The 26,938-nt window shown below is 68.9% G+C and carries 26 protein-coding genes, 6 tRNA genes, 1 pseudogene and 1 riboswitch; of the genes and pseudogenes, 16 read left to right on the top strand and 17 right to left on the bottom strand.

Features of this window, described 5'->3' with window-relative positions:
- Positions 1-275: hypothetical protein (locus ACIBQ1_RS56420; protein ID WP_397291314.1), on the top strand; the 275-nt coding region annotated here is incomplete at its 5' end.
- Between the two features lie 206 nt (positions 276-481).
- Here ACIBQ1_RS56420 and ACIBQ1_RS56415 read toward each other — a convergent pair.
- From ACIBQ1_RS56415 to ACIBQ1_RS56360, 12 genes are all read right to left on the bottom strand, one after another.
- Positions 482-569, bottom strand: a tRNA-Leu gene (locus tag ACIBQ1_RS56415).
- A 10-nt stretch (positions 570-579) separates the two neighbouring features.
- Positions 580-741, bottom strand: a complete 162-nt coding sequence (locus tag ACIBQ1_RS56410; protein ID WP_397291312.1) for an HNH endonuclease — start codon at positions 739-741, stop codon at positions 580-582.
- Between the two features lie 180 nt (positions 742-921).
- A tRNA-Pro gene (locus tag ACIBQ1_RS56405) sits at positions 922-997 on the bottom strand.
- A 167-nt stretch (positions 998-1,164) separates the two neighbouring features.
- The gene (locus ACIBQ1_RS56400; RefSeq protein WP_397291310.1) at positions 1,165-2,220 is read right to left on the bottom strand and encodes a mechanosensitive ion channel family protein; all 1,056 of its coding nucleotides are present in this window, start codon (positions 2,218-2,220) and stop codon (positions 1,165-1,167) included.
- 17 nt (positions 2,221-2,237) lie between these two features.
- Positions 2,238-3,233, bottom strand: coding sequence for a ribonucleotide-diphosphate reductase subunit beta (locus tag ACIBQ1_RS56395; RefSeq protein WP_397291308.1), 996 nt, complete (start codon positions 3,231-3,233; stop codon positions 2,238-2,240).
- 10 nt (positions 3,234-3,243) lie between these two features.
- Positions 3,244-5,421, bottom strand: a complete 2,178-nt coding sequence (locus ACIBQ1_RS56390) for a ribonucleoside-diphosphate reductase subunit alpha (protein WP_397291306.1) — start codon at positions 5,419-5,421, stop codon at positions 3,244-3,246.
- Between the two features lie 123 nt (positions 5,422-5,544).
- Positions 5,545-5,742, bottom strand: a riboswitch (cobalamin riboswitch).
- A gap of 4 nt (positions 5,743-5,746) precedes the next feature.
- Positions 5,747-6,694: a Bug family tripartite tricarboxylate transporter substrate binding protein gene (locus ACIBQ1_RS56385; RefSeq protein WP_397291304.1), complete on the bottom strand. Its 948-nt coding sequence runs from the start codon at positions 6,692-6,694 to the stop codon at positions 5,747-5,749.
- Between the two features lie 76 nt (positions 6,695-6,770).
- Complete coding sequence (locus ACIBQ1_RS56380) at positions 6,771-7,541, bottom strand: SAM-dependent methyltransferase (RefSeq protein ID WP_397291302.1); 771 nt, start codon at positions 7,539-7,541, stop codon at positions 6,771-6,773.
- Positions 7,542-7,599: 58 nt separating this feature from the next.
- Positions 7,600-9,420, bottom strand: coding sequence for a glutamine--fructose-6-phosphate transaminase (isomerizing) (gene glmS, locus ACIBQ1_RS56375; RefSeq protein WP_397291300.1), 1,821 nt, complete (start codon positions 9,418-9,420; stop codon positions 7,600-7,602).
- A gap of 14 nt (positions 9,421-9,434) precedes the next feature.
- Positions 9,435-9,710, bottom strand: a complete 276-nt coding sequence (locus ACIBQ1_RS56370; protein WP_397291298.1) for a hypothetical protein — start codon at positions 9,708-9,710, stop codon at positions 9,435-9,437.
- Positions 9,711-9,790: 80 nt separating this feature from the next.
- Positions 9,791-10,564, bottom strand: coding sequence for an ABC transporter permease (locus tag ACIBQ1_RS56365; RefSeq protein ID WP_397291296.1), 774 nt, complete (start codon positions 10,562-10,564; stop codon positions 9,791-9,793).
- Positions 10,554-11,366: an ATP-binding cassette domain-containing protein gene (locus ACIBQ1_RS56360; protein WP_397291294.1), complete on the bottom strand. Its 813-nt coding sequence runs from the start codon at positions 11,364-11,366 to the stop codon at positions 10,554-10,556. The genes ACIBQ1_RS56365 and ACIBQ1_RS56360 overlap by 11 nt, the downstream gene beginning before the upstream one ends.
- 58 nt (positions 11,367-11,424) lie before the next feature.
- Here ACIBQ1_RS56360 and ACIBQ1_RS56355 point away from each other — a divergent pair, with 58 nt between their 5' ends.
- From ACIBQ1_RS56355 to ACIBQ1_RS56300, 12 genes and pseudogenes are all read left to right on the top strand, one after another.
- A complete protein-coding gene (locus ACIBQ1_RS56355; protein ID WP_397291292.1) occupies positions 11,425-12,033 on the top strand; it encodes a TetR/AcrR family transcriptional regulator in 609 nt (202 codons plus the stop codon).
- A gap of 64 nt (positions 12,034-12,097) precedes the next feature.
- On the top strand, positions 12,098-14,491 hold the full coding sequence (locus ACIBQ1_RS56350; RefSeq protein ID WP_397291290.1) for an N-acetylmuramoyl-L-alanine amidase: 2,394 nt from the start codon (positions 12,098-12,100) through the stop codon (positions 14,489-14,491).
- Between the two features lie 91 nt (positions 14,492-14,582).
- Positions 14,583-14,654: transfer RNA gene (locus tag ACIBQ1_RS56345), tRNA-Gly, on the top strand.
- Positions 14,655-14,670: 16 nt separating this feature from the next.
- Positions 14,671-14,741: transfer RNA gene (locus tag ACIBQ1_RS56340), tRNA-Cys, on the top strand.
- 50 nt (positions 14,742-14,791) lie between these two features.
- A tRNA-Gly gene (locus tag ACIBQ1_RS56335) sits at positions 14,792-14,863 on the top strand.
- Positions 14,864-14,882: 19 nt separating this feature from the next.
- Positions 14,883-14,957: transfer RNA gene (locus tag ACIBQ1_RS56330), tRNA-Val, on the top strand.
- A gap of 246 nt (positions 14,958-15,203) precedes the next feature.
- Positions 15,204-15,419 (top strand): hypothetical protein, encoded by a 216-nt coding sequence (locus ACIBQ1_RS56325; RefSeq protein WP_397291288.1) that lies wholly within the window; start codon positions 15,204-15,206, stop codon positions 15,417-15,419.
- Positions 15,420-15,472: 53 nt separating this feature from the next.
- A pseudogene (locus tag ACIBQ1_RS56320) lies at positions 15,473-15,952 on the top strand (DUF6879 family protein).
- A gap of 27 nt (positions 15,953-15,979) precedes the next feature.
- A complete protein-coding gene (locus tag ACIBQ1_RS56315; RefSeq protein ID WP_397291286.1) occupies positions 15,980-16,864 on the top strand; it encodes a helix-turn-helix domain-containing protein in 885 nt (294 codons plus the stop codon).
- Positions 16,865-16,921: 57 nt separating this feature from the next.
- Positions 16,922-17,326, top strand: coding sequence for a hypothetical protein (locus tag ACIBQ1_RS56310; RefSeq protein ID WP_397291284.1), 405 nt, complete (start codon positions 16,922-16,924; stop codon positions 17,324-17,326).
- Complete coding sequence (locus tag ACIBQ1_RS56305) at positions 17,323-18,009, top strand: hypothetical protein (RefSeq protein WP_397291282.1); 687 nt, start codon at positions 17,323-17,325, stop codon at positions 18,007-18,009. The genes ACIBQ1_RS56310 and ACIBQ1_RS56305 overlap by 4 nt, the downstream gene beginning before the upstream one ends.
- A gap of 328 nt (positions 18,010-18,337) precedes the next feature.
- Entirely contained in the window at positions 18,338-18,904 is a 567-nt protein-coding gene (locus tag ACIBQ1_RS56300) for a hypothetical protein (RefSeq protein WP_397291280.1), read from the top strand.
- A 161-nt stretch (positions 18,905-19,065) separates the two neighbouring features.
- Here ACIBQ1_RS56300 and ltrA read toward each other — a convergent pair whose 3' ends face one another.
- The gene (gene ltrA / locus ACIBQ1_RS56295) at positions 19,066-20,214 is read right to left on the bottom strand and encodes a group II intron reverse transcriptase/maturase (RefSeq protein WP_397291317.1); all 1,149 of its coding nucleotides are present in this window, start codon (positions 20,212-20,214) and stop codon (positions 19,066-19,068) included.
- Positions 20,215-21,485: 1,271 nt separating this feature from the next.
- On the opposite strand from ltrA, the gene ACIBQ1_RS56290 reads away from it, so the two are divergent.
- The 3 genes from ACIBQ1_RS56290 to ACIBQ1_RS56280 all read left to right on the top strand — a co-directional run bounded on the left by ACIBQ1_RS56290 (position 21,486) and on the right by ACIBQ1_RS56280 (position 23,538).
- Positions 21,486-21,839 carry a YbaB/EbfC family nucleoid-associated protein gene (locus tag ACIBQ1_RS56290; protein ID WP_397291278.1) on the top strand — a complete coding sequence of 118 codons (354 nt, stop codon included), beginning with the start codon at positions 21,486-21,488 and terminating at the stop codon, positions 21,837-21,839.
- Positions 21,840-21,966: 127 nt separating this feature from the next.
- Entirely contained in the window at positions 21,967-22,977 is a 1,011-nt protein-coding gene (locus ACIBQ1_RS56285; protein ID WP_397291276.1) for a hypothetical protein, read from the top strand.
- A gap of 6 nt (positions 22,978-22,983) precedes the next feature.
- On the top strand, positions 22,984-23,538 hold the full coding sequence (locus ACIBQ1_RS56280) for a type VII secretion system-associated protein (RefSeq protein ID WP_397291274.1): 555 nt from the start codon (positions 22,984-22,986) through the stop codon (positions 23,536-23,538).
- On the opposite strand, the gene ACIBQ1_RS56275 is transcribed toward ACIBQ1_RS56280, so the two are convergent.
- The 4 genes from ACIBQ1_RS56275 to ACIBQ1_RS56260 form a co-directional block, all read right to left on the bottom strand.
- Positions 23,539-23,877: a hypothetical protein gene (locus tag ACIBQ1_RS56275; RefSeq protein WP_397291272.1), complete on the bottom strand. Its 339-nt coding sequence runs from the start codon at positions 23,875-23,877 to the stop codon at positions 23,539-23,541.
- A gap of 160 nt (positions 23,878-24,037) precedes the next feature.
- Positions 24,038-24,412: a VOC family protein gene (locus tag ACIBQ1_RS56270; protein WP_355370304.1), complete on the bottom strand. Its 375-nt coding sequence runs from the start codon at positions 24,410-24,412 to the stop codon at positions 24,038-24,040.
- A 33-nt stretch (positions 24,413-24,445) separates the two neighbouring features.
- Positions 24,446-25,657 carry a 4-carboxymuconolactone decarboxylase gene (pcaC, locus tag ACIBQ1_RS56265; RefSeq protein ID WP_397291270.1) on the bottom strand — a complete coding sequence of 404 codons (1,212 nt, stop codon included), beginning with the start codon at positions 25,655-25,657 and terminating at the stop codon, positions 24,446-24,448.
- A complete protein-coding gene (locus ACIBQ1_RS56260) occupies positions 25,654-26,928 on the bottom strand; it encodes a lyase family protein (RefSeq protein ID WP_397291268.1) in 1,275 nt (424 codons plus the stop codon). The genes pcaC and ACIBQ1_RS56260 overlap by 4 nt, the downstream gene beginning before the upstream one ends.
- Positions 26,929-26,938: the final 10 nt, after the last annotated feature.

Raw genomic sequence — 26,938 nt, 5'->3', positions numbered from 1 at the left:
CCCGTCCAAGGCCGGCCACCTCTGCAAGGCCATCGCCGTCCTCCAGAACCATCGTGTCGCCCAAGCCGCGTGAGGTTGAAATAGGTTCACTGATCACCCGTAGCGTTCACCGGGAATCGCTACGACTCGATGGCAGAATTCGACCCATGCCCGCACAAGATCCGCGCATCCACCTGCTGCACGCCGGCCGGTCGCTCGCCGAATGCGAGTTCCTGCTTCGGCAGTTCAGCGGCGAACAGGCGGTCCTTGGCCTGATGGGACCAATCGGCACATGATGCCGTTAGTCAAGAACGCATGGTTGCTCGGTGGTTGCTCGCGTGTATGCAATACAGCCCGGCACACATGGGCACAGGCCGACACGACACCGGGAAGAATCCCGGCCGCAGTTATGCAAAGCAACACTGGACGGCACTGAGCGGCACCCCCTTCTGTGCGTCCCCCAGGGATTCGAACCCTGAACCTCCGCCTCCTGGGTCGTGCGTGCGCTTGGGGGGAGTCGAACCCCCACGCTCCTTGCGGAGCACTGGATCCTGGGTCCAGCGCGTCTACCGAAGTTCCGCCACAAGCGCCTGAACCGGCCTACGCCGGCCGTTCTCGTGCCCTCCACGTCTCCGTCAGCATGTGGCAATTGGCACACAGGATCCGCAGGTTATCCAGCTCGTTGTTCATCCGGTCTCCATCGATGTGGTCAACTTGTAGAAGTGCCGGCTGACCACACCATTCGGTGATATCGCGCTTCAACTCCGCCTTGATCAGACGATCACGCAGTTCATGACGGCGCCTCCGCCTGTTGGGCCAGAGCGGCTGGACCCCGGGCTTGGCTGGCGTGGGCCGGCCCGGGGTGAGGGCTGGGTCCGGCCGGGGGGCGCCAATCCCGCCGGTCAGGCCGTGGCCCGCGGCCCTCTTCTTTCAGGGCCGCTGTCCGAGTGGCAGGATTCGAACCTGCGGTGCTCCTGCTCCCAAGGCAGGCGGGCTGACCAAACTGCCCCACACTCGGTCGTCAACAAATAAGCCGCCCCGGTGCATCCCGAGACGGCTTTCCGATAATCGGCTGGTTATCCGGAAAGCCCTCGCCACAGTCTGGGGTAGCTCACTTCAGTGCCTTTCTTCGTGCGGCTGGACAATGTCCAAGGTAAAGGCATGACCGGCGGCCGTGCCACACATTTATTTCTGCGCGCGGGATTCCGGGGTCTCCACGCGGAAGTGGGGCAGGGATTCGGGGTGATGGTCCCTGACGTAGTTGACCAGGAACTCGCGCACATCGCACTTGAGGTCCCACGAGGACGGCGAGTCCGCGGCGCTCATCAGGGCGCGCAGTTCCACCAGGCCGTTCGGCAGCACGTCGGTGACCTGGAGCGTCCAGTCCGTCTGGTCCCACAGCGGGTTGCCCTGGAGGAACTCGTACAGCGCCTCCCGGAGTTTGGGCACCGGCACCGACCAGTCCACGCGCAGGAAGACGACGGCGAGGACGCGGCTGCCGTGTCTGGTCCAGTTCTCGAACGGGTTCTGGGTGAAATAGGACACCGGCAGGACCAGGCGGCGCTCGTCCCACAGGCGCAGGACGACGTAGGTGAGCGTCAGCTCCTCGATCCGGCCCCACTCCTTCTCCACGACGACCACGTCGTCGAGCCGGAGCGCGTCGCTGAAGGCCAACTGGAGTCCGGCCAGGGCGTTGCCGATGGTCGGCTGGGCGGCGATGCCGACGATGGCGCCGGCGATGCCCGCCGAGGCCAGGATGCCCGCGCCGAGCGCGCGGACCTGCGGGAACGAGAAGAGCATCGCGCCGAGCGCGATCACGATGATGACCGCGGCGGCGATGCGGCGGACCAGCGCGATCTGCGTCATGATCCGCCGCGCCCGACGGTTGCGCTCCCCTTCGACCAGCACCAGCCGGTCGAGTACGACGTCCGTCAGCGCGTAGTTGGCCTGCACGATCAGCCAGGTGACGGCGGCGATGGTGGCCAGGCCGAGCACCCGCTGCACGATCTCCGCGATGGCCCGCGCGTCCGCGCTCTCGCCGAACATGCCCGGTCCGAGCACCAGGTTGGCGGCCACCACCACCGCCACCGAGTACGCCGGCCACGTGCAGTGCTCCACCAGGTGCCGGGCGAACGTCCATTTGCGCCCGGCCCTGTTCAGGACCCTCCGCACCAGCTCAACCAGGAGGATCGAGCCGATCACCGAGATCACGAGAATCGGCCAGCCTGCTGGAGACTGCACGCCTATGCCCCCAATGTCTAGAACGTCTCGTCGAAGGTCACATTGCCCTCAACTGCCACTTGGTAAGCGGAGACACGCCGCTCGAAGAAGTTGGCCAGCTCCTGCACGTCCTGCAACTCCATGAACGCGAAGGGGTTGGCCGAGCCGTACCTCCTGGGCAGGCCCAGCCTGGCCAGCCGCTGGTCGGCGACATATTCCAGATATTGGCGCATCTGCACGACCCCCATGCCGGGCATGCCGTCCCCGCAGAGATCCTCGCCGAAGGCCAGCTCGGCGGCCACGGCCTCCTCCACCATGAGGGTAACCTGTTTGCCCAGCTCATCGTCGAAAAGCTCGGGCTCCTCCGCCCGTACGGTGTCCACCACGCCGAAGGCGAACTCCATGTGCATGGACTCGTCGCGGAAGACCCAGTTCGTCCCGGTGGCCAGGCCGCCGAGCAGGCCCCGGGAGCGGAACCAGTAGACGTACGCGAAGGCCCCGTAGAAGAACAGGCCCTCGATGCAGGCGGCGAAGCAGATGAGGTTCAGGAGGAAACGCCGGCGCTCGTCCTGGGTCTCCAGGCGCTGCAACTCGTTGATCGAGTCGATCCACTTGAAGCAGAACTCCGCCTTGTCGCGGATCGAGGGAATGTGGTTGATCGCGGCGAACGCCTTCACCCTTTCGTCAGGGTCCGGCAGGTACGTGTCCAGCAGGGTCAGATAGAACTGGACGTGCACGGCCTCCTCGAACAGCTGCCTGCTGAGGTAGAGACGCGCCTCGGGGGCGTTGACGTGCTGGTAGAGGTTGAGCACGAGGTTGTTGGCCACGATGGAGTCGCCGGTGGCGAAGAACGCGACCAGCCGGTTGATCAGGTGCCGCTCCTGCGGCGTCATCTTGGCCAGGTCGGCGAGGTCGGAGTGGAGGTCCACCTCCTCGACGGTCCACGTGTTGCGGATGGCCGCGCGGTAGCGTTCGTAGAAGTCGGGGTAGCGCATGGGCCGCAGGGTGAGGTCCATACCGGGGTCGAGCAGCACAACAGTCTCCTTACTGGCAGGCTTCGCAGGTCTCGGGGTTCTCCAGGGAGCAGGCGAGCGCCTCCGCGACGGCCGCCGGGACGGCCGGGGCCGCCGCCTGGACGGTGGTCTGGGCGATGCGGGTGGCGGGCCGGGAGCGCAGGTAGTACGTGGTCTTCAGGCCCCGCTTCCAGGCGTAGGCGTACATCGACGAGAGCTTGCCGATGGTCGGGCTGGCCATGAAGAGGTTCAGGGACTGGGACTGGTCGATGTACGGCTGGCGCGCGGCGGCCAGGTCGATCAGCGCCTTCTGCGGCAGCTCCCAGGCGGTGCGGTAGAGCACCTTGAGGTCGTCGGGGACGCCGGGGATCGTCTGGACCGAGCCGTCGGCCCGCTTGATGTCGTCGCGCATCTGCTGCGTCCACAGCCCGCGCGCCTGCAGGTCGGCCACCAGATACCGGTTGACCTGCAGGAACTCGCCCGACAGCGTCTCGCGCTTGAACACGTTGGACACCTGCGGCTCGATGCACTCGTAGCAGCCGGCGATGGAGGCGATCGTGGCGGTCGGCGCGATGGCGATCATGAGCGAGTTGCGCAGTCCGGTGCGGGCGATCTTCTCCCGCACGGCGTCCCAGCGCTCGGTGCTCGTGACGTAGTGGTCCGGGTGCAGCACTCCCCCGGCCGCCCGCGTCTCGGCGTACGACGGGTGCCGGCCGCGCTCGGCCGCCAGGTCGGCGGAGGTGTCGTACGCGGCCAGCGCGATCTCCTCGGCCACCCTGGTCGACAGCTCCAGCGCCTCGGGCGAGTCGAACGGCAGCCGCAGCGTGAAGAACACGTCGGCCAGGCCCATGACGCCGAGCCCGATGGGCCGCCAGCGCTTGTTCGCCGCCTCGGCCTCGGGCGTCGGGTAGAAGCCCAGGTCGATGGTCCGGTCCAGGAAGCGCACGGCCGTGCGCACGGTGGTGCGCAGCCGGTCCCAGTCCACCTCGCCGTCGAGCAGGTGGGTGGCCAGGTTGACCGAGCCGAGGTTGCAGACGGCCGTCTCGGCGTCGCTGGTGACCTCGAGGATCTCGGTGCACAGGTTCGACAGGTGGATGACGTTCCCGGGGCGGCCGGTCTGGTTGGAGGTGCGGTTGGCGGCGTCCTTGAACGTCATCCAGCCGTTCCCGGTCTGGGCGAGCGTGCGCATCATCCGGCCGTACAGGGTCCTGGCCGGGATCTGCCGGAGGTGGCGCCCGGCTGCCTCGTACGCGCGGTACGCCCGCGTGAACGCGTCGCCGTACAGGTCGGTGAGGTCGGGCACCTCCTTCGGGTCGAACAGCGACCAGACCTCGTCCGCCTCCACCCGGCGCATGAACTCGTCGGGCACCCAGTTGGCCAGGTTCAGGTTGTGGGTGCGGCGGGCGTCCTCGCCGGTGTTGTCGCGCAGCTCCAGGAACTCCTCGATGTCGGCGTGCCAGGTCTCCAGGTAGACGCAGGCCGCGCCCTTGCGCCGCCCGCCCTGGTTGACGGCCGCGACGGAGGAGTCGAGCGTGCGCAGCCAGGGGACGATGCCGTTGGAGTGGCCGTTCGTGCCCCGGATCAGGGAGCCGCGCGAGCGCACCCGGGTCCAGGCGATGCCGATGCCTCCGGCGTACTTCGACAGCCGCGCCACCTGGCCGTACCGGTCGTAGATCGCCTCCAGCTCGTCGCGCGGCGAGTCGAGCAGGAAGCACGACGACAGCTGCGGGCGGCGCGCGCCCGAGTTGAACAGCGTGGGCGAGCTGGGCAGGTACGACAGCGTGGACATGAGCGCGTAGAGCTCGGCGGCCTCCGCCACCGACTCCGACAGGCCGCAGGCCACGCGCAGGAAGAAGTGCTGCGGGCGCTCCAGCACCGCCCTCGTCTCGGGGTGGCGCAGCAGGTAGCGGTCGTAGACGGTGCGCAACCCGAAATACTCGAACCGGTCGTCCGCCTCCGCCGAGACCAGCGCGTCCAGCTCGGCGGCGTGCGCGGCGACGAACTCCGCCAGCCCGTCCTGGATCAGCCCGGCCGCGTGGGTGGCGGCGATGGACTCGGAGAACGTCCGCACCCCGTGCGCGGCGGCCTCGTCGGCGATCTCCTCGGCCAGGAGCCGGGCGGCGATCCGGGAGTTGGCCGGATCGGCGATGACCCGGGCGGCGGCCTCCTCGATGGCCAGACGACGGTCGATCTCGATGATCTGCGTCACGTGCTCTCTCCTCGCGAGCTCATCCCCCGTGAGGGCGCGCGAGAGCACGGCGGCGCGGATCACCCACCGGCCGTTTCGCTCCCCGGCCCTCCCGCGAGGCCATGGTCACTTCATGCCGGGCGGGCGGCCCGGCACGGCGCTGGCAGGTCTTCGGGCTCGCGGGCGCGCGTAACTCGCTCCTACTGGCCGTCGCTTCCCAGATCGCTCCAGTGCACATGACGGCGGTCGTTCCCGCTCACCGCTGCGGGGCAGCCCCGGAATCGCACCGGGTTCCCTTTTGCTCCGCCTCCGGGGAGGCGAACCAGCGACGACCAGGATCCTACATCTAGTGGCCGTTCCCGCAACTACCCCAGCATGTTGTGGCCTTTGTGGTGTCGACCAAACCGAGATCCCGCAGGACGGCGCGGGTGCGCTCGACCTCGGAGCCCAGCCACAGCTTGAAGTCGTCGCCGCCGAGCGGGATCGAGATCCAGCCCTCGGACCGGCAGGCGGCCTCCCAGTCGGCCGAGCCGGTCACGTCCTCGCACATGCGGACGGCCGTTTCGCGGATCTCGTCCGGCATGTTCTCGGGGCCGAAGGCCGCCGACCAGTCCGCGAAGTCGACCCGTACGCCGGACTCCAGCAGCGTCGGCGCGTCCAGGCCCGGCACCCGCCTGGCCGAGGACACCGCGAGGGCCCTGACCCGGCCGGCCTTGATGCTCGCGCGCCAGTCGGCCAGCGGGCCCGCGGCCGCCGCGGCCTTGCCGGACAGCAGCTCGGTGACGGCCTCCTGGCTGCTGAGGTAGCCGGTGTAGGCGAGCTGGCGGGTGTCGACGCCGAGCCCCCTGGCGATCAGGCCGAACAGCAGGTGGTCGGGCTCGCCCTCGGGTCCGCCCGCGAGCCGCGTCTGGCCGGGACGAGCGAGCAGGTGGGCGCCGAAGTCCTCGAAGTCCTTGAACGGCGACGTCGCGGGCACGACCACGACCTCGACCTCGCCGCTGAGCCTGGACAGGGGGGTGGCGGTGTCGAGGAGGGTCTGGCCGTTGTTCAGCTCGGCGGCGGCCAGCGCGGGCAGGCCGGTCACCGTGATCCTGGTGCCCCCGCCGGTCTCGTATCCGGCCGCCCGGGCCGCGCCCGCGAACGCCTGCCCGACGCGCGTCCAGCGGCGCCCCTGAGGATTGATCGAGAACCTGGCGCGCGGGCCTGCCGCGCTCCCGGCGAAGCGCTCCGTCCCGCAGCCTGTCGCGCACGCGGCCAGGCCCAGCCCCCATGCGAAGAACCGCCGACGGCGCATGTGCCTCTCCCCCGAGTTTCGCGAGCGACCGCTTACTCCAGGTTATCGACACAATACGCAGAGATACACATATCTCTCACAAAGGCTTCTTGCCCACCCCGGCCATCAGGGACGACGGCAGCGACCAGTCTCCCACCAGCTTGGGCCGGTCGGGACGCCAGTCGACGGCCTGCACCAGGCCGGGCGGCTCCAGCGGGAAGTCGCCGAAGAAGGCGCGGATCTCGGCGGGCGTGCGGTCGGTGCCGCCGCCCGGGTCGTCCGAGGAGGCGCCCCGGTAGCGCTGCCCGTCCTCCAGGCGGCCCATCGAGGTGGCGTGGGTGATCACCAGGTAGCTGCCCGGCGCCAGCCGCTCGCGCAGCGCGGCCACCGCCTCCCGGGGCCGCGCCGAGTCCGGCAGGAAGTGCAGGATCGACACGAGCAGCACCCCGACCGGCTCGCGCAGGTCCAGGAACCCGCCCGCCCGCGCCAGCACCGCCTCGGGGTCCAGGAGGTCCGCCTCGACGAAAGCAGCCCTGCTCGAGCGTCCGAGCAGGGCTGCGGCGTGTGCGGCGACGACCGGATCATGGTCGACGTAGACGACCCGGGCCTCGGGCGCCACCTCGTGCGCGCTGCCCTGGGTCGGCAGCCCGCTGCCCAGGTCGAGGAGCTGCCGCACCCCGCCGGCGGCCACGTAACGCACGGCACGCTGCAGGAAGGCCCGGTTCGCGCGGGCCAGCGGGACCGCCTCCGGGATCAGCTCGGCGAGCTGCTCGATGGCCTGGCGGTCGACCGCGAAGTTGTCCTTCCCGCCGAGCATGTAGTCGTACATGCGTGCGAGATTGGGCCTCTCAGGGTCGAACTGCCGCACGTATCGAATTTATGCCGTCCGCAGCAAGATAACGAGGTTTGAGGCCAAATTAGCCTGTTTATTCAACCGTGACGCTCTTGGCGAGATTGCGAGGCTTGTCCACATCCCGGCCCAGCGCCACCGCCGCATAGTACGCGAGCAGCTGGAGCGGGATCGTGAGCAGGATCGGGTCCAGCTCGATCTCGTTCCTGGGGATCACGATCGCGTCGTCGGCCAGCTTGGCGTCGGGTTCGCGGTGGCCGACCATGAGCACCTGTCCGCCACGGGCGCGGATCTCGCCCAGCGTGGTGAGGTTCTTGTCAAGCAGCTCGTCGTCGGGGACGATGGCGACCGTCGGCATGTCGGGGCCGATCAGGGCGAGCGGCCCGTGCTTCAGCTCGCTGGCCGGATACGCCTCGGCGTGCACGTAGGAGATCTCCTTGAGCTTCTGCGCGCCCTCCCTGGCCACCGGGTAGCCGCGCACGCGGCCCACGAACATCATGCTCGGGTGCTTGGCGTACTTCTGCGCCAGCTCGGCGATCTTGTCGCTCTGGGTGAGGATCTCCTCGATCTGCCCCGGCAGCCTGCGCAGGCCCTCCACGATGCGCCGCCCGTCGGCGGGTGACAGGTCGCGCACCCGGCCCAGGTGCAGCGCGAGCAGCGCGAACGCCAGCGACGTCGAGGTGAACGCCTTGGTCGAGGCCACCGAGACCTCGGGGCCGGCGTGCAGGTAGATGCCACCGTCCACCTCGCGGGCGATGGCGCTGCCGACCGCGTTGACGATGCCGATGACGCGGCCGCCCTTGCGCTTGAGCTCCTGCACGGCGGCGAGCGTGTCGTACGTCTCGCCCGACTGGCTGATGGCGACGTAGAGCGTGTCGGGGTCGACGACCGGGTTGCGGTAGCGGAACTCGCTGGCGGGCTCGGCGTCGGACGGGATGCGGGCCAGCTCCTCGATGAGCTGCGCCCCGATCTGCCCCGAGTAGTACGCGGACCCGCACCCGATGATCTTCACCCGGCGGAAGCTCCGCGTCTCGCGGGCGTCCATGTTCAGGCCGCCGAGGTGGGCCACGTGGAAACGCTCGTCGAGCCGGCCGCTCATCGTGCGGGTGATCGTCTCGGGCTGCTCGGAGATCTCCTTGAGCAGGTAGTGCTCGTAGCCGCCGGTGTCGTAGTGGCCGGCGTCCCAGTCGACGGTCAGCGGCTCCTTGGCGGTCTCGCGGGCGTCGCTGGCGAAGGTGTGGAAGCCGTCGGCCTTGAGCACGGCCAGCTCGCCGTCCTCCAGGTGCACGACCTGGCGGGTGTAGCGGACGAGCGCGGCCACGTCGGATGCGGCGAACATCTCCTTCTCGCCGATGCCCAGCACGATCGGGCTGCCGTTGCGCGCCACGACCACCTCGCCGGGCCGCTCGCGGTCGATGACCGCGATGCCGTACGTGCCGACGATGCTCTTGAGCGTCTTCCTGACCGCCTCCTCCAGGGAGTCGTTCTCGTCGGCGGCGCGGGCGATCAGGTGCGCGAGCACCTCGGTGTCCGTCTCGGAGGCGAACACCACGCCGTCGGCCTCCAGCTTGGCGCGCAGCTCGCCGGCGTTCTCGATGATGCCGTTGTGCACGACCGCGATGCGCTCGTCGCCGGACAGGTGCGGATGGGCGTTCTCGTCACTCGGGACGCCGTGCGTGGCCCACCGGGTGTGCCCGATGCCCAGGGTGCCCTTGAACCTGGCCGGCACGACCTTGGCCAGGTCCGCGACGCGGCCCTTGACCTTGCGCAGCTTGAGCCCCCGGTTGGACACCACGACCCCGGCCGAGTCGTACCCGCGGTACTCCAGCCGCTGCAACCCTTCCAGCAGGATGGGCGCCGCGTCCCGCGGACCGACGTAAGCCACGATTCCGCACATCGAGGTCTCCTCTTTTATCCATAGACGATCCTGCGCAGCTGCCGCAGGGACAGCTCCGGTGCCGCGACCCGCCGACCGCGTAATTCGGCCGCGATCCTGGGGAAGATCTCGTCGTTGGTGTGGCCGACCGTCTTCAGCTCGGCGTGCCTGCGGCGGACGTACTCCTCGACGGACTCGGAGAAGTACGACAGCACGTCGGCGACCACCTTCGCCGCCTCACCCGGGCCCAGCGGGCTCGTCTCGGTGAGGTGGACGATGAGATCTTCGTAGGGATGTCGTGCCGGGGACACAGACGAGGACACTACGCATCTGGAACGAGACACTTCAACATCCTGCCCGAAATCGGGCAGGAATTAACTCAAAGGACTGCCTAGAGCAGGCTGTCGCGGCCCCAACCCCTGCTGAACCGCCACCAGGCGAAGGCTCCGGCGGCGAGACCGAGCCCGACGAGGACGGCCGCGGGGCGGGCCGTGCCCGCGACGTCACCCCTGACAGCGGCCTGGAGCATGGTGGTCGCCCAGTATCCGGGCGAGATCGGCGCGATGGCCTGCGCCCAGGCGGGCATCATCGCGTACGGCACCAGCGCGCCGCCCAGCGCGCTGACCGCCAGCGCCGCGATGTTGCAGAGCGTGCTCAGCTCCCCCTGGCTGCGCACCACCCCGGCCAGTGCCGTGCCCACGCCGAGCAGCGCGAAGCACCACGCCGCCACGGCCGGCGCCAGCGGCCACACCGGCCCGGCCGGCCGCAGTCCGACCGCCACAATCCCGTACGCGAGCAGCACGACCTGCTGCAGGATCAGCACGGCGAACACCGGCAGAGCCTTGCCGATCATGATCTCGGGGACGCGGGCCCCGGTGGCCCTGAGACGGTCCCAGGTGTGCCAGGCGCGCTCGGTGAGGCCGGCCATGGCCACGTCGGCCATCGACAGGACCGAGAACATGACCAGCAGGCCCGTCACGACCTGGACGGGCTCGCCCAACATGGACTTGAAGACGAGCATGAGGACCATGGGCATGACCAGGTAGCTGACCAGGTGGGCCGGGTCGCGCCGGCGCAGGAGCACGTTGTGCGCGGCCAGCACGCCGATGCGGTGCAACGTCTCCCGCGGCATCAGCCGGCGGCTTGTCGACGGCTCACGCGACATCGGCCAGCTCCTTGTAGAGGTCGTCGAGCGACGGCTGGCGGATGTCGATGCCGCGTACCGGGCGGTCGAGGTCGCGCAGCAGGGCGGCCAGGGTGGCGGTGGGGTCGGTGGTCGAGACCGTGATCTCGCCGTCGTCCAGGGTGACGCGGACCTCGCCGGGCAGCCCCTTGAGCAGCTCGGCGCCCGTGCCCCTGGCGATCACCCGCCCGCTCCGCGCGACGGCGATCGTGGCGTTCAGCTCCGCGAGCTCGGGCAGGTAGTGCGTGCAGTAGACGACCGCCGCGCCGCCGTCCGCCCGGCGGCGCACCGCCGCCAGGAGCGCGGTGCGGGTCTGGGGGTCGGCGCCCGCCGTGGGCTCGTCGAGGAGGAGCACGTCCGGGTCCGGGAGGAGGGCGGTGGCGGCCTGCGCGCGGCGCTGCTGGCCGCCGGAGAGCACGCTCACCCGCCGGTCGAGCACCGCGGTCAGCGCCAGCTCCGCCGCCACGGCGTCGACGGCCGCCGTCAGGGCGCGCCGCCGCAGCCCGGCCAGCCCGCCGAACAGCCGCAGCGTCTCCCGTACGGTGACGCTGGGATAAAGGGCGAGTCGCTGGGGCGCCATCCCCACCTCGCCCCGCACCGCGACACGCCCGGCGTCGGGGCGCACCAGTCCCGCGGCGATCTCGAAGAACGTCGTCTTGCCGGCGCCGTTGTGCCCGACCAGCCCGACGATCTCCCCCGGCTCCACCCGCAGGTCGAAGCCGTCCAGCGCGGTGACGTCGCCGTACCGCTTGACCAGCCCGGTCGCCTTCACCAGCCCGCTCATGTGTCCCCCTTCCGCCTCGGTCTACGATGTAGACTGCTCTACACCGTAGACTGATGCGGTGCGGAAGCTCAAGACCTCCCGGCAGCCGGAAATCCTCGACGCGGCCCTCGCCATCGCCGACGAACGCGGCCTCGACGCCCTGTCCATGCGGGCCGTCGCCGAGCGGGTCGGTGTGACACCCATGGCCATCTACGGATATTTCCGGAACAAGGATGAGCTGCTCGACGGCCTCGTCGGCCGCCTGCTCGACCGGCTCGCGCCCGACGACCCCGGGCAGACCTGGCAGGAGCGCCTCGGCGCGATCGCCTGGGCCACCCGCCGCCTGGCCCGCGAGCACCCGTCGGTCTTCCCGCTTCTGCTGCTGCGCACCTCGTCGACGCCCGACGGGGTCAGCGTGGTCGACCAGCTCTACCAGGCGCTGCTCGACGCGGGCGTGCCGGAGGCCGACGTGCCCCGGATCGAGCGGCTGGTGAGCACGTTCGTGATGGGGTTCGCGCTGTCCGAGGTGAGCGGGCGCTTCTCCGACGCCTCCCGGGACGTCCGGCTCCGCCGCGGGGGCGACGCGCCCGCCCACCGGCGGCTGGCCGAGTATCTGACGCCCGATGACTGGGATGCCGAGTTCGCTGCCGATCTGGCAGATCTCATGCGTATCATCCGACCCGTCTGACACATCCCTTTCTGGGAATGGTTACGGTGAGTAGTCGTATCGTGACCTTCCTGGGGGAGATGTCATGCGCCTCTGGCTCGCCGCCGTCCTGACCGCCGGCCCGCTCACCGTGCCCGCGGACATGCCCGCGTCCGGCTCCGCCCCAGCAGGCCCACCCGGCCTCGCCCTCGCAAGCTCTGTCCAACGCGCCGCCCCCGGCCGCGCGGGTCCACCCGGCCGCTCCCCCGCACCGCCTTCCGGGCGGCAGGCCGAGTTCGCCGCGGCCGCACGGGAGTTCGGGGTGCCGGAGAGCGTGCTGCTCGGCGTCTCGTACCTGGAGTCCCGCTGGGACGCGAACGGGGGATCCCCGAGCACGGCGGGCGGCTACGGCCCGATGCACCTGGTGGACGCGTTCCCTGCTGAGACGCTCGCTCCCTTGACCGGCGCCGCCTCGACCGGGACCACCCAGGACGGGCACGCCTCCGCGGCCGGAGCCGCCCAGGACGGGCACGCCTCCTCCGCGGGCGGCGGGCACGGGTGGCCGATCGGTGACGCGCTGGGTGACGCTCGGGGCGACGACGCCCGCCCGATGCTCCGTGCGTTCGCCGAGGCCCCTCCCGCGTCAGCGCTGCGCGCGCCGGCGCCGACCACCACGCTGCCCGAGGCGGGGCGCCTCATCGACGCGGACCCCGCCCTGCTGCGCGCGGACCCGGCCGCCAACATCAGGGGCGGCGCCGCCCTCCTCGCCTCCTACCAGGATCACCCGAGCGCCGACCCGGCCGACTGGTACGGGGCCGTCGCCCGCTACTCGGGCGCGCAGGGCGCGGCCGCGTCCCATGAGTTCGCCGACGAGGTGTTCTCGGTGATGCGGGAGGGCGCGCAACGGCGTACCGACGACGGCCACCTGGTGCGGCTCGAACCCATGCCGAACCTGCCCCATCCCGTCGTCGCGCCCGGCACGACCGCTGCCACCGCCACCGACGCGAGGTCCACCGCCACGGGGTCCACCACGGGGTCCACCGCCACGGGGTCCGCCACCGACGCCGGCTCCGCCGCCGCCAAGAACTCGGCCGCCGTCACGGGCGAGCGGACCGAAACCCGGGCCCAGAGGGACCCCGACACGCCGCTCGCCATCAACGGGCGCACCGACAACGGCCCACCGTCCGCGTCCGACGAGCAGTTCGACACCGACCCGCCGTCCTTCACCGGAGAGGAGCCCGGCACGAACGATCAGACCGACCCGGGCGAATACTGGGCAGAGGCCGGGAACGTGGAGAAGACCGGAAACGGCGGGCACGTGGAGTGCCCCAGCTCGCTCGCCTGCGAGTGGGTACCCGCCGCCTACGAGCGCTTCGGCAAGAAGAGGAACCGGGACTACGGCAACCACGACCGCCTGAGCCGGTCCCGTTCCGTCGACTACATCGTCATTCACGACACCGAGGGCACCTACCAGGGCATCCCGTCCCTGATCCGCAATCCGAGGTACGTGAGCTGGCACTACACGATCCGCTCCCGCGACGGACATGTCGCCCAGCACGTGGCGACCAACGACATCGCCTGGCACGCGGGCAACTGGGACGTCAACACCCGTTCGGTAGGGATCGAGCACGAGGGCTATCTGGCCAAGGGCACCTGGTACACGGAGGCGATGTACCGTTCGTCGGCCAAGCTGGTGAGATATCTGGCCGACAAGTACCGCATCCCGCTCAACCGGGCCCACATCCTCGGCCACGACAACATCCCCGGCACCACGCCGAAGATGGTCGCGGGCATGCACGAGGACCCCGGCCCGTACTGGGACTGGTCCCACTATTTCGACCTGCTGGGCAGGCCACTCAAGGGGGCGCAGAGCGGTAACTCCGTCATGATCCGCCCCTCGTACACCTCCAACCGGCCCCGCTTCACCGGCTGCGTCGCCACCAAGCCGGACAAGGCGTGCCCGCCGCACGGCGCCGCGACGATCTGGCTGCATCAGGAACCGAGCGAGTCGTCGCCCCTGGTCACCGACCCGGGCAAACATGGGGGCAAGCCCAGCACGTACAGCGTGTACGACCACAGCGCCCGCGCCTCCGCCGGCCAGCGCTACGCGGTGGCGGACCGGCGGGACGACTGGACGGCCATCTGGTATCTCGGCCAGAAGGCCTGGTTCCACAACCCGCCGTCGGACCCCGCCGCCGTCCCCGCCAAGGGCCCGCTGGTCAGCCCCCTCAGACCGGGCACCAGGGTGTACGGCCGCGCGTACCCGGAGCAGAACGCGTACAAGCTGGCGTCGTACCAGCAGCTGGCCCCGCTCCAGTACAAGATCGGCCCCAACCAGACGTACACGGTGGGCGACACGATCACCGGCTCCTACTACTCCGCCGGCGCCTTCAGCCCGGCCAAACACGTCACCACAACCGGGCAAACCCGCTACTACCAGATCCAACTCGGTCACCGGGTGATGTTCGTCATGGCAAAGGACGTGCGTCTGATCCGCTGAATTTGGCCCCACGGGCCGCTCAGTGCGCACGGGCACTCCGGGAAGACGATATGGTTTTCCCGTAGCCCGGCGCACGTCGCCCGGGGTTCATGCGGAAGTGGCTCAGTGGTAGAGCATCACCTTGCCAAGGTGAGGGTCGCGGGTTCGAATCCCGTCTTCCGCTCGGAGCAAGACTCCATGGTGGAGTGGCCGAGAGGCGAGGCAGCGGCCTGCAAAGCCGTCTACACGGGTTCAAATCCCGTCTCCACCTCGGCCGAACAACGGACCCCTCGGGATCCGCTAAAGTAAACGCAGCACCACGCGGAAGTGGCTCAGTGGTAGAGCATCACCTTGCCAAGGTGAGGGTCGCGGGTTCGAATCCCGTCTTCCGCTCTGAGTTCCAACTCAATACGGACGATTAGCTCAGCGGGAGAGCGCTTCCCTGACACGGAAGAGGTCACTGGTTCAATCCCAGTATCGTCCACCAGGCTCCATGGCAGATCAGGTCCGACCTGGTCAAACAGGAGTTAAAGCCCCAGCTCACGGCACACGCCGAGAGTTTGGGGCTTCTTGTTGTTCCGGGTTGATCAAGGCTGTTGTCAGCACCAGTGCTGACTTTGTGCTGACCCCTTGAACGCCATCCTGGACGCCAGCCCTTGACTCCCTCTTCGTCCGGCTTCAGGCTCACCGACTGAAGGGCAACATTGGGCAACACGCGAGCGAGGAGAGCGCCATGGCATTCCACTTCGTCGGCATGGACCCCAACTCCCCCGACGACAAGTGCTGCGCCGTGTTCGTCGATGACGAGACGGACAAGATCTTCTTTCAGGGCAAGCTCGTTACCGATCCGGCTGTCCTGGCGAAGATCGCGAAGCATAGTCCCATCGGGGCTGATGAGGCTGTGGTCTGGCAGCCGGGCCGGATGAAGCCGATCATCGCCGAGGCGTAGCGGGCACGTTTGAGGCCGGTCGCGTCGGGCACGGGCCGACGACGATCAGCGACATGATTTGCGGTGCCCGGCATTCGGCCGTGCACCTGGAGACACGCGACACCTACGACCCCAGCCACTCCGCGTTCCAAGACTTTCTTGCTGGCGGTTCCGGCCGCTACGAGCGTCACGGATGGACCGATACGGTTTGAGAGGCCGTAGGGCGTGGAGTCCGGATTCGCCGCGCACGGGTCGTGTCAGAGCCGATCAGCGACTACATCCGGTGGGAGCACATGATCACGGACGAGAACGTCGAGGCCGGTGAAGAGGTGCGTTGGCTGCCGCGTCGCCAGGCGTTCGACCTGATGCTGCCCGGCACGGACTTCTGGATGTTCGACGGGAAAGTGGTCTGCTTCAATTTCAACTCTGGCGCGGGAGTGGACACCGAGGAGGATCAGTTCTCGAACGATCCCGATCTGGTCACTCGATGTCTCGCGATGTTCGAGCAGATTTGGGAACGGGCGATCCCGCATCAGCAATACCAGCCGAAGTAGCTCAGATCGGGTATCCAGACCTTCACCATGGCGTCATCTCCCTCCCCCTCCTCCAGCGCCCAAGCCGCGCGGCAACGCCTGGCCGACCAGCTTCGCGAGATCCGTGAGGATGCCGGGATCACCGGCCGCAAGCTGGCCGAGCTGGCAGGGTGGCACGGCGTCTCCAAGGTCTCCAAGATCGAACATGCCGCCCGCCCGATCTCCCCGGAGGATCTGCGCACCTGGTGCCGGGTCTGCGAGGTATCGCCAGGGCGTACCGAGGAACTGTTGGCCGAGCTGCGCGCGGCGGCCGGGATGTGGGTCACGTACAAGCAGCTTCATAGACGAGGGCTGAAGGGGGCACAGGAGTCGGTCAGGGGTCGCTACGAGCGTGTGCGCTTGATGCGCGTTTACTCGAACAGGGTCATCCCTGGCCTTCTCCAGACGGAGGGCTACACCACAGCGGCCTTGGAGGCCGTCCAACATGAGCAGGCCCTTGAGGTGAATGACGTTGCCGGGGCCGTGGCAGAACGGATGGAACGCCGTCGTGTCTTGCACCGCTCAGATGCCCGCTTTGTGTTCCTGCTGGAAGAGAGTGTGTTGTGGTACCGAACCACGCCTCCAGCCGTGCATGCGGAACAGCTCCGGCACCTGCTTTCGGTGATGCTGATGCCCTCGGCGCTGATCGCGGTTATCCCACGGACCGCTGACCGCACCAGCAGCGGGTGGGGCGTGTGGCCGGAAGAGTCGTTCACGATGACGGACTTCGCTCAGGTGAACGTGGAACTGGTGTCTGGCTACCTGACGATCGTGCAGCCCGACGAGATCGCTATGTACGTGTCTGCGTGGGAAAGATTGTTTCCTCTCGCCGTCGTCGGCGAGTCGGCTGAGAGGCTGATCCGCCAAGCGATCGAAGCCCTGCCCTCCGACTAGTGGGCAAACATGGGCAACTTTTCAAGCCGTGTAAGTGTTTGCTTCTAACTTCAAGGCATGGCCCGCACAGACAGAACATCATCGGCTGACGACCTGCTATGCCAGCCGATATCGGAGGAGGAAACGGCGGTCCAGAACGCGGCCCTTGACCGGGTTCTGGAGCATCTGACGACCGCAGGCATCCATGCCCAACTGATCAAGCGGATTGCCGACCGATGCGCGATCAAGCTCTACTCCACCGGTGAGAGCCTTTGGCATCCTCCACAGCTTGTCATCTACGCCGATGCCGGTTGGAAGATCGCCACCGTCACCATCGGCCCCCGGTCAGGTAGCTACATGGTCGAGCTGGCGCGCGTCGGCCCCGGGAATGAGCCGCGAGCCGATCGGGTCGAGGTTGTACCGGCGGGCATGCCACACCGTGTGGGCCTGCTGGTGGCGCAGAACGCCGGGGTGGCGGCATGACCGCCGTTGAGGAGCTGCGGGAGAAGCACGGCTGTAAGGCCGCGCAAGCACGATCCGTCGTGAGCGGGTACACGACCGTCCCGTACACCATCGCCTACGCCAACGAGCTGGTCGAGGACCCTATCGCGTTCGAGTGGCACAACGATGAGCTGCGCCTGACGTACCGCACGCCACGGCGGAACGACTGGGTGCACGGCATCCTGCGCGCGCGGGTGCGCGACCTGCGCGACCGTCGCCCCGACCTGCGCGGCTCCGAACGGATGCGCAAGCTCAACACCCGGCGGCAGTGGCGGTGTATGGACAAGCGGCTGTGCCAGGTGTGTGGCAAGCCGGCGACTGATCTGGAGACAGGGCGAATCCCGTGGGCGTTGACGAGCACGGTGTTCGAGCGGACCGGCCCGGACAGCGGTCGCACGAACGCGCCGCCGACGTGCTGGAGCTGCATTCCGAAGGCGCTGGAGGAATGCCCCATGCTCCGCCAGGACTTCGCCGTCTACACCGTGGCGGACACCACGAGTGCAGGCGTCCTGGCGGACACATACGTACCTGCCGTTGCTGGCCCCTTCCTGTCCCGGCACAACGTCTTCGTCGCCTGGGACGCCCACCGCTATCACGCGTCCACGCTGGCCGTGGCCCAGATGGTCGAGCTGCATGACATGAGACCCATAGACGCCCCCGGCTGAGCGAGCCTGGCCGCCCTTAATCGGAGTGCTCACGCCCCCAACCAGACGGGCAGACGAACCCCCGCACACGCGGTTTCCAGGCTGGGGATCGCGCCACGCGCCCGCTATCGGCCCTGCACTGGTAGGGGGCTACGGCCCCGTTATGTCGAAAGGTTTGACCGCGCTTGATTCGTTTGGGTGTGAATGATAGCGACCGTCCCAGGCACGCAACCCCGGCGGAGGTAAAACGTCCATCAATTGATCTCGATGAGCGCGCCGATCTCCGTGGACCTTGATCACTAGCAGCTACCTTTCATTAAAAGAGGGCGCCAGCAAATAGGAGGTTCGCTTGAGCAGGATAGGTGAGTTCGCCACAGTTCTGGCCATCTCGACCAGCGCCGCCGTTACCGGCAGTACTGTCTCACCGGCAATGGCCGATGGCCATCCGGTCATCGACGTCGTCGACAACGTCATTCCGAACGCGAACGTACTCTCGAACCTACTCCCGAACCTGAACGTGTCACCTTCAATAGTCTGCATCCCAACGGCGCAAAATACGAGCCCTATCAATGGGAATCACAACCAGACAACCATCAATCAGGCCAACACCTGCACGCAGGCTGCGCAGCAGACCACGCCGCCGCCATCAGGCGGAGAATTCTCTGGATACGAGGTGCTCCCGGTCGCAGAGGATACTTGCGAGCCTAACGATATATGCACGGTTACTATTCTCTGCCCCCCGGGGAAGAATGTGATCGAAGGCAGTTACACAATCCAGCCCTTCGACTTTGTATCATCCCCTAGTACAGCGTTGCAGAACGCGAGCGGGACTACATACACCGTGAGCTCTCGCAATAGGTCCGAATTCACCGGGACTTTGAGTGTACGGGTTAGCTGCGCCGACGTCACACCCTGACTCTGAACCATCGCCCAGAACGCCAAAGCTTTAGGACACCGCCGACGACACCCAGGACTAGGCCGCAGCCTCTGGTCAGGGGCGCTAATCGAGTAGGAGGGTGAGGTCACCTCACCCTCCTCTCACACCACCGGACATGCGGGCCCGCATCCGGCGGTTCGTCAAGCCGTTGTTCTGAGCCGTTGCCAGGTCTGGTGAAGACCCTTCAAGCCAAGGCCATCCCAATGGGCGTTGGGCAGAGCCCGTGACAGGATGGGCGACCCGGCGATCCGCCAGTACCCCTTGCTGCTGGATGCCCACTCCCGAGCTTTATCGTCGGGAATGCCCAGCCGGCGCAGGTTCTGACGTCTGGCCGTGAAGCGTTTCCATTCCTTCCAGCGGACCTGCCGCATCCGGCGGCGGAACCACTCATCCAGGTCACGGAACACCCGTGGTGTGTCCGCCAGATGAAAGTAGGCCATCCAGCCAGTGGTGTACTGATTGAGCCTGTCGATTCTGCAGATCATCGACACGCTCCAGCGTCGGCTGGTCAGCTCCCGAATCCGTCCTTTCAGCCGCTTGACGGCCTTGGGATCGACCCGGACCCTCACCCCTGAGCGGGAGAAGTAGAACCCGAACCCCAGCAACGTCGCCTCGCGGGCGTGCCGGACCGAGGACTTCTCCCGGTTCACCTTGAGTTTCAGCCGCTGCTCAACCACGGCCGTCACCGAGTCGAGCACCCTATGGGCGGCTCGCCTGCTGCGCACGAAGACACGAATGTCATCAGCGAAGCGCACGAACCGATGACCGCGCCGCCACAGCTCCCGATCCAAGTCATCGAGCATGATGTTCGACAAGATCGGCGACAACGGCGAGCCCTGCGGGGTTCCTTCCACCGTCGCCCGGACGATCCCATCGATCATCACCCCGGCCTCCAGATACGCCCGGATGAGCCTGAGCAGCCTGAGCAGCCTGCGATCAGCGACCTTGCGCGCCATGAGCATGTCGAAATTGACCCGATCGAAGAACCGTTCAAGATCGACATCAACGACCCACCTCAACCCGTCGTCAATCGCCCGCCGCGCGACCCGCACCGCCTGATGAGCGGACTTGCCGGGACGGAACCCAAACGACGACCCCGAAAAATGCGAGTCGAACATCGGCACGAGCACCTGCGCAATCGCCTGCTGGATCAACCTGTCCAGCACCGTGGGCACCCCCAGCGCGCGTTCCCCGCCCCCGGGCTTGGGGATCACCACCCGGCGAACCGGCAACGGCCGATACGTGCCCGCGTCCAATGCCTCCCGAGCGCTCGCCCAGTGCTCCCGGATCCACGGCCGTAACTCCTTGCGTGGTCATCCCGTCCACACCCGGCGCGCCCCGGTTGGCCTCCACACGCCTCAACGCCCTGCCCAGATTCGCCGCAGACAGCAACTCCTCCCACAGCGAGACCTCCAGGCCAGGGATCACGACCTCCGACAAGGGCGCCGACCGGCCGCTACGCTCCGCTGTGGGCTCCGACGGACTCACCGTCTCCCCCCTGCGGGCCCGCGTCCACGGGATGGCTGCGATCACCGCGACCGGCACGAGCACCTCACCTTCAACCGTGTTACTTGACGTTCGGCCCTTCCCGGCTGATTGTCCGTTCCCCTCACCGGTACTACGACCTCTGCTGACTTCTGCCCGGTCAGCCCCAACCTCACGGCCAGGACCGTCGGCGCGGCGACAACAACAGCACAACCGACACCCAGACAGATCTCCCCAGGTAAGAACGATCACCTTCCCCCCGCGCCCGCCGCGTTTACCTGACGGTCCTGTCGGCGATGACGGGCTTCACCTTCCCTTGCAGGCTCACCCAGACCCATCCGGCCTCATACGCGGTTCGTGTCCCTCGGTGCAGGGTTTCGCCTCGGGCTTCCTCCAGACCCCGCCTCACGACGACGCCCTTGCCTCCGGCTCGGAGTTAGCATCACCTCTTCCTCCGGGGGACTTTCACCCCCAGGCAATCGCCCATGCTGGGCGCACAAGCAAAAGGCCCCCCGACTCGAAAGCCGGGGGCCTTTCCGATCGAAAGCTACGCCGCTACGTACATACCTCAGGGGCCTGGAAAAGCGCCTCAGCGGTGCCCTTGGCCCGGCTCTCCTGCGGGGAGCCTTGGCCTTGGTCACGGTGGCCGTCTGAGGAGCAGCGGCGGCCTGCTTGGCCGTCATGGACATGAGCATCTCCGACCCGGCAGGAGAGGACAGGAAGGCCCGCACAGCCTCCTCCGAGACAGCAGGCTCTCTGTGGCCTCCTCCACCAGCTCAGGCTCAGGAGCCGTCTCCGGCTCGGGCGTGACGCTCTGTGCCGCGTCGATCTCGTCCCATTCGTCATCGCTGAGGAAGGGCCCCGGTGCCCCTGGCACTGTGCCCCTTCACGACTTCGATCGTGTCGAGCTGGGCGACGACCGCTAGAAGGAGAACGTCCGGCCTGGGGTTTTCTCGTTCCGGCTCGATCATGGTTGCCGTGTCCCACGACGCGTATGCACGCTGGATGAACTGTGCTTGAACGCTGATGATCTTCCGTGGCGAGTGTCCGGCTCGTGTCCCTAGCCTTGGAGGCCATGGACTTCCTGGATGAGTTCGTGGCGGTGCGGGAGACCGCCACCGCGGCGGGCGGGCTGGTGACCGTGGAAGTGGACGGCACCTCCGACCTCACCGGACTGAAGCTCGACCCGCGAGCCCTGCGGCTGCCCGCGGTCGAGCTGGCCGAGGCGATCAGGGAGGCGTTCGGCCGGGCCCGCGCGGCGGCCCGGCAACGCGCCACCCAGGCGATCCCGGAAGTGCTGAAGCAGGATTCGCTGGAGCTGAACAGCCTGATCGACAAGGTCAAGGCCGATACCCAGGACGACATGAACACGCTCCTGTCCACCGTCGACGAGCTGACCCGGCGCCTGGATCGGTTGAAGCGGCAGTGAGCGAGAAGGCCGGCTGTACGACTTCGGTTGAAGGGGACATCCCCCGCCCCCGTCGGCGCTCGCGCCCGCGGTCTTCGCCGCGAGGAGAGCGATCCGCCTTCTCCCTCCGCGTGAACGGCAGGTTCTGATGGGGCTGGAACTGCCGGAAGCGCTCCGCCCCCTGGTGCCGCTGACCGGCCACACCTGGACCGACAGCGACGAGGCGGGGCTGGCCGCCACCGGCATGCGGCTGGCGCGGTTCGGGGACGACTCCACACGCACCACCGGCGAGGCCGACGACCTGACCACCTGGGTGCACAGCCGCAACGACAGCGAGGGCGTGCGGGCCCTGCGCGACGACTGGCAGGACGAGACCGGCCTGGCGGCCGAGGGAGAGGCGGTCTCCGGGGCGACCGTGCTCATCGCGTTGGCGCTGCTCGCCGCCGCCGTCATCGTGGTCGTCTACAAGCTGACGATCATCTACTCGCTCATGCGGCTGGTGATGCGGCTTTCCGCGATGATATTCGTGCCGGGCGCCGGAGCGGCGGCGTTCGAGGCCGAGAAGATCGTGGCGACCAGGCTGCGCGGCGCCTTCGGCGAGATGTTCGCGCGGATGGTGCTGCGTCCGTTGGCCAAGGCGAGCGAACGCCTCGGCGTTCCCATGGTGCGCAAGCCGATGCGGTGGCCGGCGTCCTTCCGCGGCGACCCCCTGCACGCCGCCACGCGCCCTGTCGACCTCGGCAAACTCGACGTGCCGAACCCGGCGTGGCGGACCGACCGCCGATTCCTGTGGCGCGGCGACAATCGGGCCCCCGACGAGATCTTCGAGAAGGGATTCCATCCGAAGGGCGACCGCACGGCTTTCGGGATGCAGCAGGGCGACCCCTGGGATTCCGCATTCGTGTCGACGACGAGGAGCCCTAATTTGCTCCTCCTCCGCCAGCGCAATTACCGGTACCTCATCGACGCCCCCGGGGGCGTCTACATGAACCCGACGTTGCGCCGGAACAAGATTGAGAATCTCTATCCGGAAGAGCGGGAGGTAGGTTTTATCGGCGGCATCGACCGCCGGTACATCGTCGGCGCGCAGGAGATCCGGAGGGGCCGCCGCACCTACAACAGGTTCGTCCCCAACCCCCATTACGACCCAGGGAGCTGATCGTCGATGATGGAAACCCCGCCGGTCAGCGACGAGTTGCGTGCGGCGGCCCGCGCCAATCCTGGCCAGTGGCTCTACGTCATCGACGAGTACTTCGACCCCGACGGTGAGGTGCCGCCGTTCGGCGTGGCCGGCGCCTGGCAGGTGGACGAACACGGTCAGATAGGAGAGTTCCGCCCAAATCCGAACTACCTCCCGTCGCCCCTCACCCTCGGCTACCCCGAGCCGACCGACGAACTCGACGCCGCGATCCAGTTCGGCTCCGCCGGCTACCTCGACGACGCCAGGATCGCCCCTCTCTTCGTGGACGCCGACGTGCTGACCGGCATCGGGGACGATGACCGCGTCCCGCTGTTCGGCGACCATGACGACCTGGCCGCGCACGCGTACACGGCCCGGGATCACCTTCCTGCGACGCTCCCGGATGGCGTACGGGAGTGGCGCGGCATCCGCGGCGGCGCGCTGATCGCCCTGCTCCCCCCGGGGGCCGGCGTCGCGATCAACCCCGAGACGTTCGGCGTCCACCTTCCCCGCGCCGATTTCGACCGGCTCCGCCCCTGATCACACGCCCGCGACGGGCCACAACATGCGTTCGACGGCCTCCGACGCCTGCTCGGACACGAGCTCGGCGCCCCTGTGGTTGCCGACTATGCTCCGGACCTGTTCCGACACCGTGCCGTACCCGTCGGCGATGCCGTGCCCCTTCGCGAACAGCCGCTCGACGAGGTCGCGGTAGATCGCCCCCGCCTGCCCCCCGAACTCGCCGCTCCCCCAAGGGTCCCCCGCGACGGCCAGGTCGGCCTGCAGGGCGGTCACGTGGTCGCGCATGGCGCCGGACAACCGGCGGAACTCCGACACCGCCGTGGCGAGATCGCTGTACGAGACGTCCACCTCGCGCATGGCGACACCTCCCGAACCCTGGGGACTTGATTAAGTTTGGGCCCTTATGGTGGACGCCGGCTTTCCTTCATCGAAACTTTGGTTGTCGTACGGGACACGTGCGTCCATTGGTGTTCTTGGAGCACGTTGCTGTCGTGGCCTGGCTGTGCCCGGGCCGGGGTCAGGGCCAGGTCCTCGCCTCCGCCTCGAACCGGTCGCTCTCGGCGGGCAGCACGCAGAGCAAGTGCCCGCCGGGCGCCCGCAGGATGCGGCACTCCTGCCAGCGCGACACCTCCGTGGCCCCGAGCGCCAGCAGCCGCCGGGTCTCGGCCTCGACGTCGTCGGTCTCGATGTCGAGGTGGAACCTCGGCGCGTCGTCCACCGCCTGGACGGCCACATCGAGGCCGGGAACGGCTCCGTGCAGCGAGGTGAACTGCTCGTATCCGGGGAGCGGGCGCGCGCCGGCCCCGAGCGCCGCCGCCCAGAACTCCGCCGCCTGCCCGGCCTCGGACGCGGGGGTGTCGATCAGGAGGGCGTAGACCCGGCTGCGATGCATACCGATCACCCTAACGGCCGGCCCCGGGCAAGGTCAGTGGCTGTCCGCGTCGATCTCGGCGAGGGTGCGGCGGGCCACCGCGAAGGCGGCGTTGGCGGCCGGGACCCCGCAGTAGACGGCCGTCTGGAGCAGCACCTCCTTGATCTCCTCCCGCGTGAGCCCGTTCCGTAATGCCGCGCGGACGTGCATGGCCAGCTCCTCCAGCTGCCCCCTGGCCACGAGGGCGGTGAGCGTGACGCAGCTGCGGGTGCGCCGGTCCAGGCCGGGCCGGTTCCAGATCTCGTTCCAGGCGTAGCGGGTGATGAGCTCCTGGAAGTCGCGGGTGAAGTCGGTGGTGGCGGCGACCGCCCGATCGACGTGCGCGTCCCCGAGCACCTCCCGCCGGGTGCGCATGCCCGCCGCGAAGGCGTCCTCGGCGGGCCCCTCAGCGGCGGGCGGGGTGCGGTGGTCGCGGTGGTCGCGGTGGTCGCTGTTCAGGTGGCTCGTGATGGCGGCGGTGACCGCGTCCGGACGCTCCACGTTGGCCAGGTGCGAGGCCCTGGGCACCACGGTCAGTGACGCCCCCGGGATGTTGCCGGCCAGGGTGAGCGCCTGGTCGAGCGGCGTGGCCGGGTCCTCGGCGCCGGCGATCACCAGCGTGGGGGCGGTGATCTCCCCCAGGCGGCGGGTCAGGTCGAAGGCGGCGATGGCCTCGCAGCAGGCCGCGTACGACTTGGCGTCCACCTCCACGAGCTGGTCGAACACCCATTGGCCGTCGAAGCCGGGCGTGAACCAGCGGGCCTTCAGCGTCGGCACGAGCGCCGCCACGCCCTTGCCGCGCACCAGCGCCGCCCGTCCCAGCCACGGCCCCGGCTCGCCGAACTTGGCCGACGTGCAGCACAGCACCAGCTTGCGGACCCGCTGCCGGGCCCTGTCGGCGGGCGTGTCGGCGGGCGTGTCGGCGGGCGTGTCGGAGAGCATGGCGGCGATGGTGGTGGCGATCGCGCCGCCGAGCGAGACGCCGCCGACCGCGAACCGCTCGTCCTCGACGAGATCCAGCACGGCGCGCGCCAGGTCGTCGATCGTGAACCCGGCCGCGGCCGGCGCCGAGCCGCCGTGGCCCGGCAGGTCGTACCTGAGGACCCGCCAGGACTCGGTGAGCGCGGGGAGCTGGGGCTGCCAGATCTCCATCGTGGTGCCGAGCGAGGGCCCGAGCACCAGCAGCGGCGCGTCGGCCGGGCCGTCGATGCGGTGGTGGAGTTTCACGGTTGCTCCCGGTAGGTGGCGAGAATGCGGTCAACGAGCTCGGGGGCCGCCCCCAGGTAAGCCTCCGGATCGAGCAGCTGGTCCTCGACGTCGCGCAGCGGGCCTTCCGCTGACAGGGCCCGTTCGAGCGCCTGCCGGTCGAGGTGGGCGGCCAGGCGCTCGGCGAGCAGCCGGCCGCCGGTCAGCTCGGCGTTGGCCCGCATCCGCTCGGGGAACACCCGCAGCCCGGCCACCAGCTCGGCGGCGGTCTCGGCCGCGCCGCCCGTCAGGCGCAGCGCCTCGCGCAGGGGCAGCCATTCGGCCTGCCAGGCACCCGCGGCCCGCTCGTGCTCGCCGACCTGCCCGAGGACCTGCGCGTACGCGGGCACCTGGAGCGCGGCCGAGCGGACCAGGACGGACAGGGCGGGGTTGCGCTTCTGCGGCATGGCCGACGAGGAGCCGGCCGACGACTCGGCCACCTCCCCCACCTCGGTCTGGGCCATGAGGATGATGTCGGTGGCCGGTTTGCCGAGCGCGCGGGCCGTGGCGGTGAGCGCCGCGCCCAGCTCGGTGACGGCGGAGCGCTCCGCGTGCCACGGTATCGGGGGCGCCGCCAGCCCGATCTCCTCGGCGAACACCTCGGCCAGCAGCAGCGCGGTGCCCGGGCCGGATGCCGGGGAGGACCCGCCCGCGTGCTCGGCGAAGGCGGCCAGGGTGCCGGCCGCGCCGCCCAGCTGGGCCGGCAGGCGCAGCTCCCGGAGCCGGGCGCGGGCGCGCATGAGACCGGCCAGCCAGCCCGCCGCCTTCAGCCCGAACGTGGTCGGCACCGCCTGCTGCCCGAGCGTCCGCGCGGCCATGACCGTGCCCCGGTGCCGCTCGGCCAGCCCGCCGAGATCCCGCATGACCGCGCTCAGATCGCCCACGATGCCGCGGATCGCCCTGGTGGCCACGAGCATGGCGGCGCTGTCGAGGATGTCCTGGCTGGTCGCTCCCCGGTGCACGGACGACGCCGCTCCCGGCACGGCCCGCCGCAGGTCGGACACCAGGGGCACGACCGGGTTGGCCGACTGGCGGGCCCGCCTGGCCAGGTCGGCCGGGTCGAGCACGAGCGTGGCGGCCGTCCTGTCGATGGCCGCGGCCGCCTCCGACGGGATGAGCTCCAGCCGCGCCTGGGCACGGGCCAGCGCCGCCTCGGCCTCCAGCATGGCCCGCAGCCAGGCCGCGTCCGAGGTGATCGCCTCCGCCCGGGTCCCCGCCCAGACCGGGGCGAGCAGGCCGCCGTCAGAACCCACGAGGTCCACC

The sequence above is a fragment of the Nonomuraea sp. NPDC050153 genome (assembly GCF_044460125.1).
Taxonomy (GTDB): domain Bacteria; phylum Actinomycetota; class Actinomycetes; order Streptosporangiales; family Streptosporangiaceae; genus Nonomuraea.
The sequence above is the reverse complement of the archived record's forward strand: the minus strand, read 5'-3'. Positions and strand labels throughout refer to the sequence as shown.

Coding starts and splice junctions, on each gene's coding strand:
- ACIBQ1_RS56385 (WP_397291304.1), bottom strand. CDS start 6,694: ATGCGCCGTCGGCGGTTCTTCGCATGGGGGCTGGGCCTGGCCGCGTGC.
- glmS (WP_397291300.1), bottom strand. CDS start 9,420: ATGTGCGGAATCGTGGCTTACGTCGGTCCGCGGGACGCGGCGCCCATC.
- ACIBQ1_RS56365 (WP_397291296.1), bottom strand. CDS start 10,564: ATGTCGCGTGAGCCGTCGACAAGCCGCCGGCTGATGCCGCGGGAGACG.
- ACIBQ1_RS56360 (WP_397291294.1), bottom strand. CDS start 11,366: ATGAGCGGGCTGGTGAAGGCGACCGGGCTGGTCAAGCGGTACGGCGAC.
- ACIBQ1_RS56350 (WP_397291290.1), top strand. CDS start 12,098: ATGCGCCTCTGGCTCGCCGCCGTCCTGACCGCCGGCCCGCTCACCGTG.
- ACIBQ1_RS56325 (WP_397291288.1), top strand. CDS start 15,204: ATGGCATTCCACTTCGTCGGCATGGACCCCAACTCCCCCGACGACAAG.
- ACIBQ1_RS56315 (WP_397291286.1), top strand. CDS start 15,980: ATGGCGTCATCTCCCTCCCCCTCCTCCAGCGCCCAAGCCGCGCGGCAA.
- ACIBQ1_RS56310 (WP_397291284.1), top strand. CDS start 16,922: ATGGCCCGCACAGACAGAACATCATCGGCTGACGACCTGCTATGCCAG.
- ACIBQ1_RS56305 (WP_397291282.1), top strand. CDS start 17,323: ATGACCGCCGTTGAGGAGCTGCGGGAGAAGCACGGCTGTAAGGCCGCG.
- ACIBQ1_RS56290 (WP_397291278.1), top strand. CDS start 21,486: ATGGACTTCCTGGATGAGTTCGTGGCGGTGCGGGAGACCGCCACCGCG.
- ACIBQ1_RS56285 (WP_397291276.1), top strand. CDS start 21,967: ATGGGGCTGGAACTGCCGGAAGCGCTCCGCCCCCTGGTGCCGCTGACC.
- ACIBQ1_RS56280 (WP_397291274.1), top strand. CDS start 22,984: ATGATGGAAACCCCGCCGGTCAGCGACGAGTTGCGTGCGGCGGCCCGC.
- ACIBQ1_RS56275 (WP_397291272.1), bottom strand. CDS start 23,877: ATGCGCGAGGTGGACGTCTCGTACAGCGATCTCGCCACGGCGGTGTCG.
- ACIBQ1_RS56270 (WP_355370304.1), bottom strand. CDS start 24,412: ATGCATCGCAGCCGGGTCTACGCCCTCCTGATCGACACCCCCGCGTCC.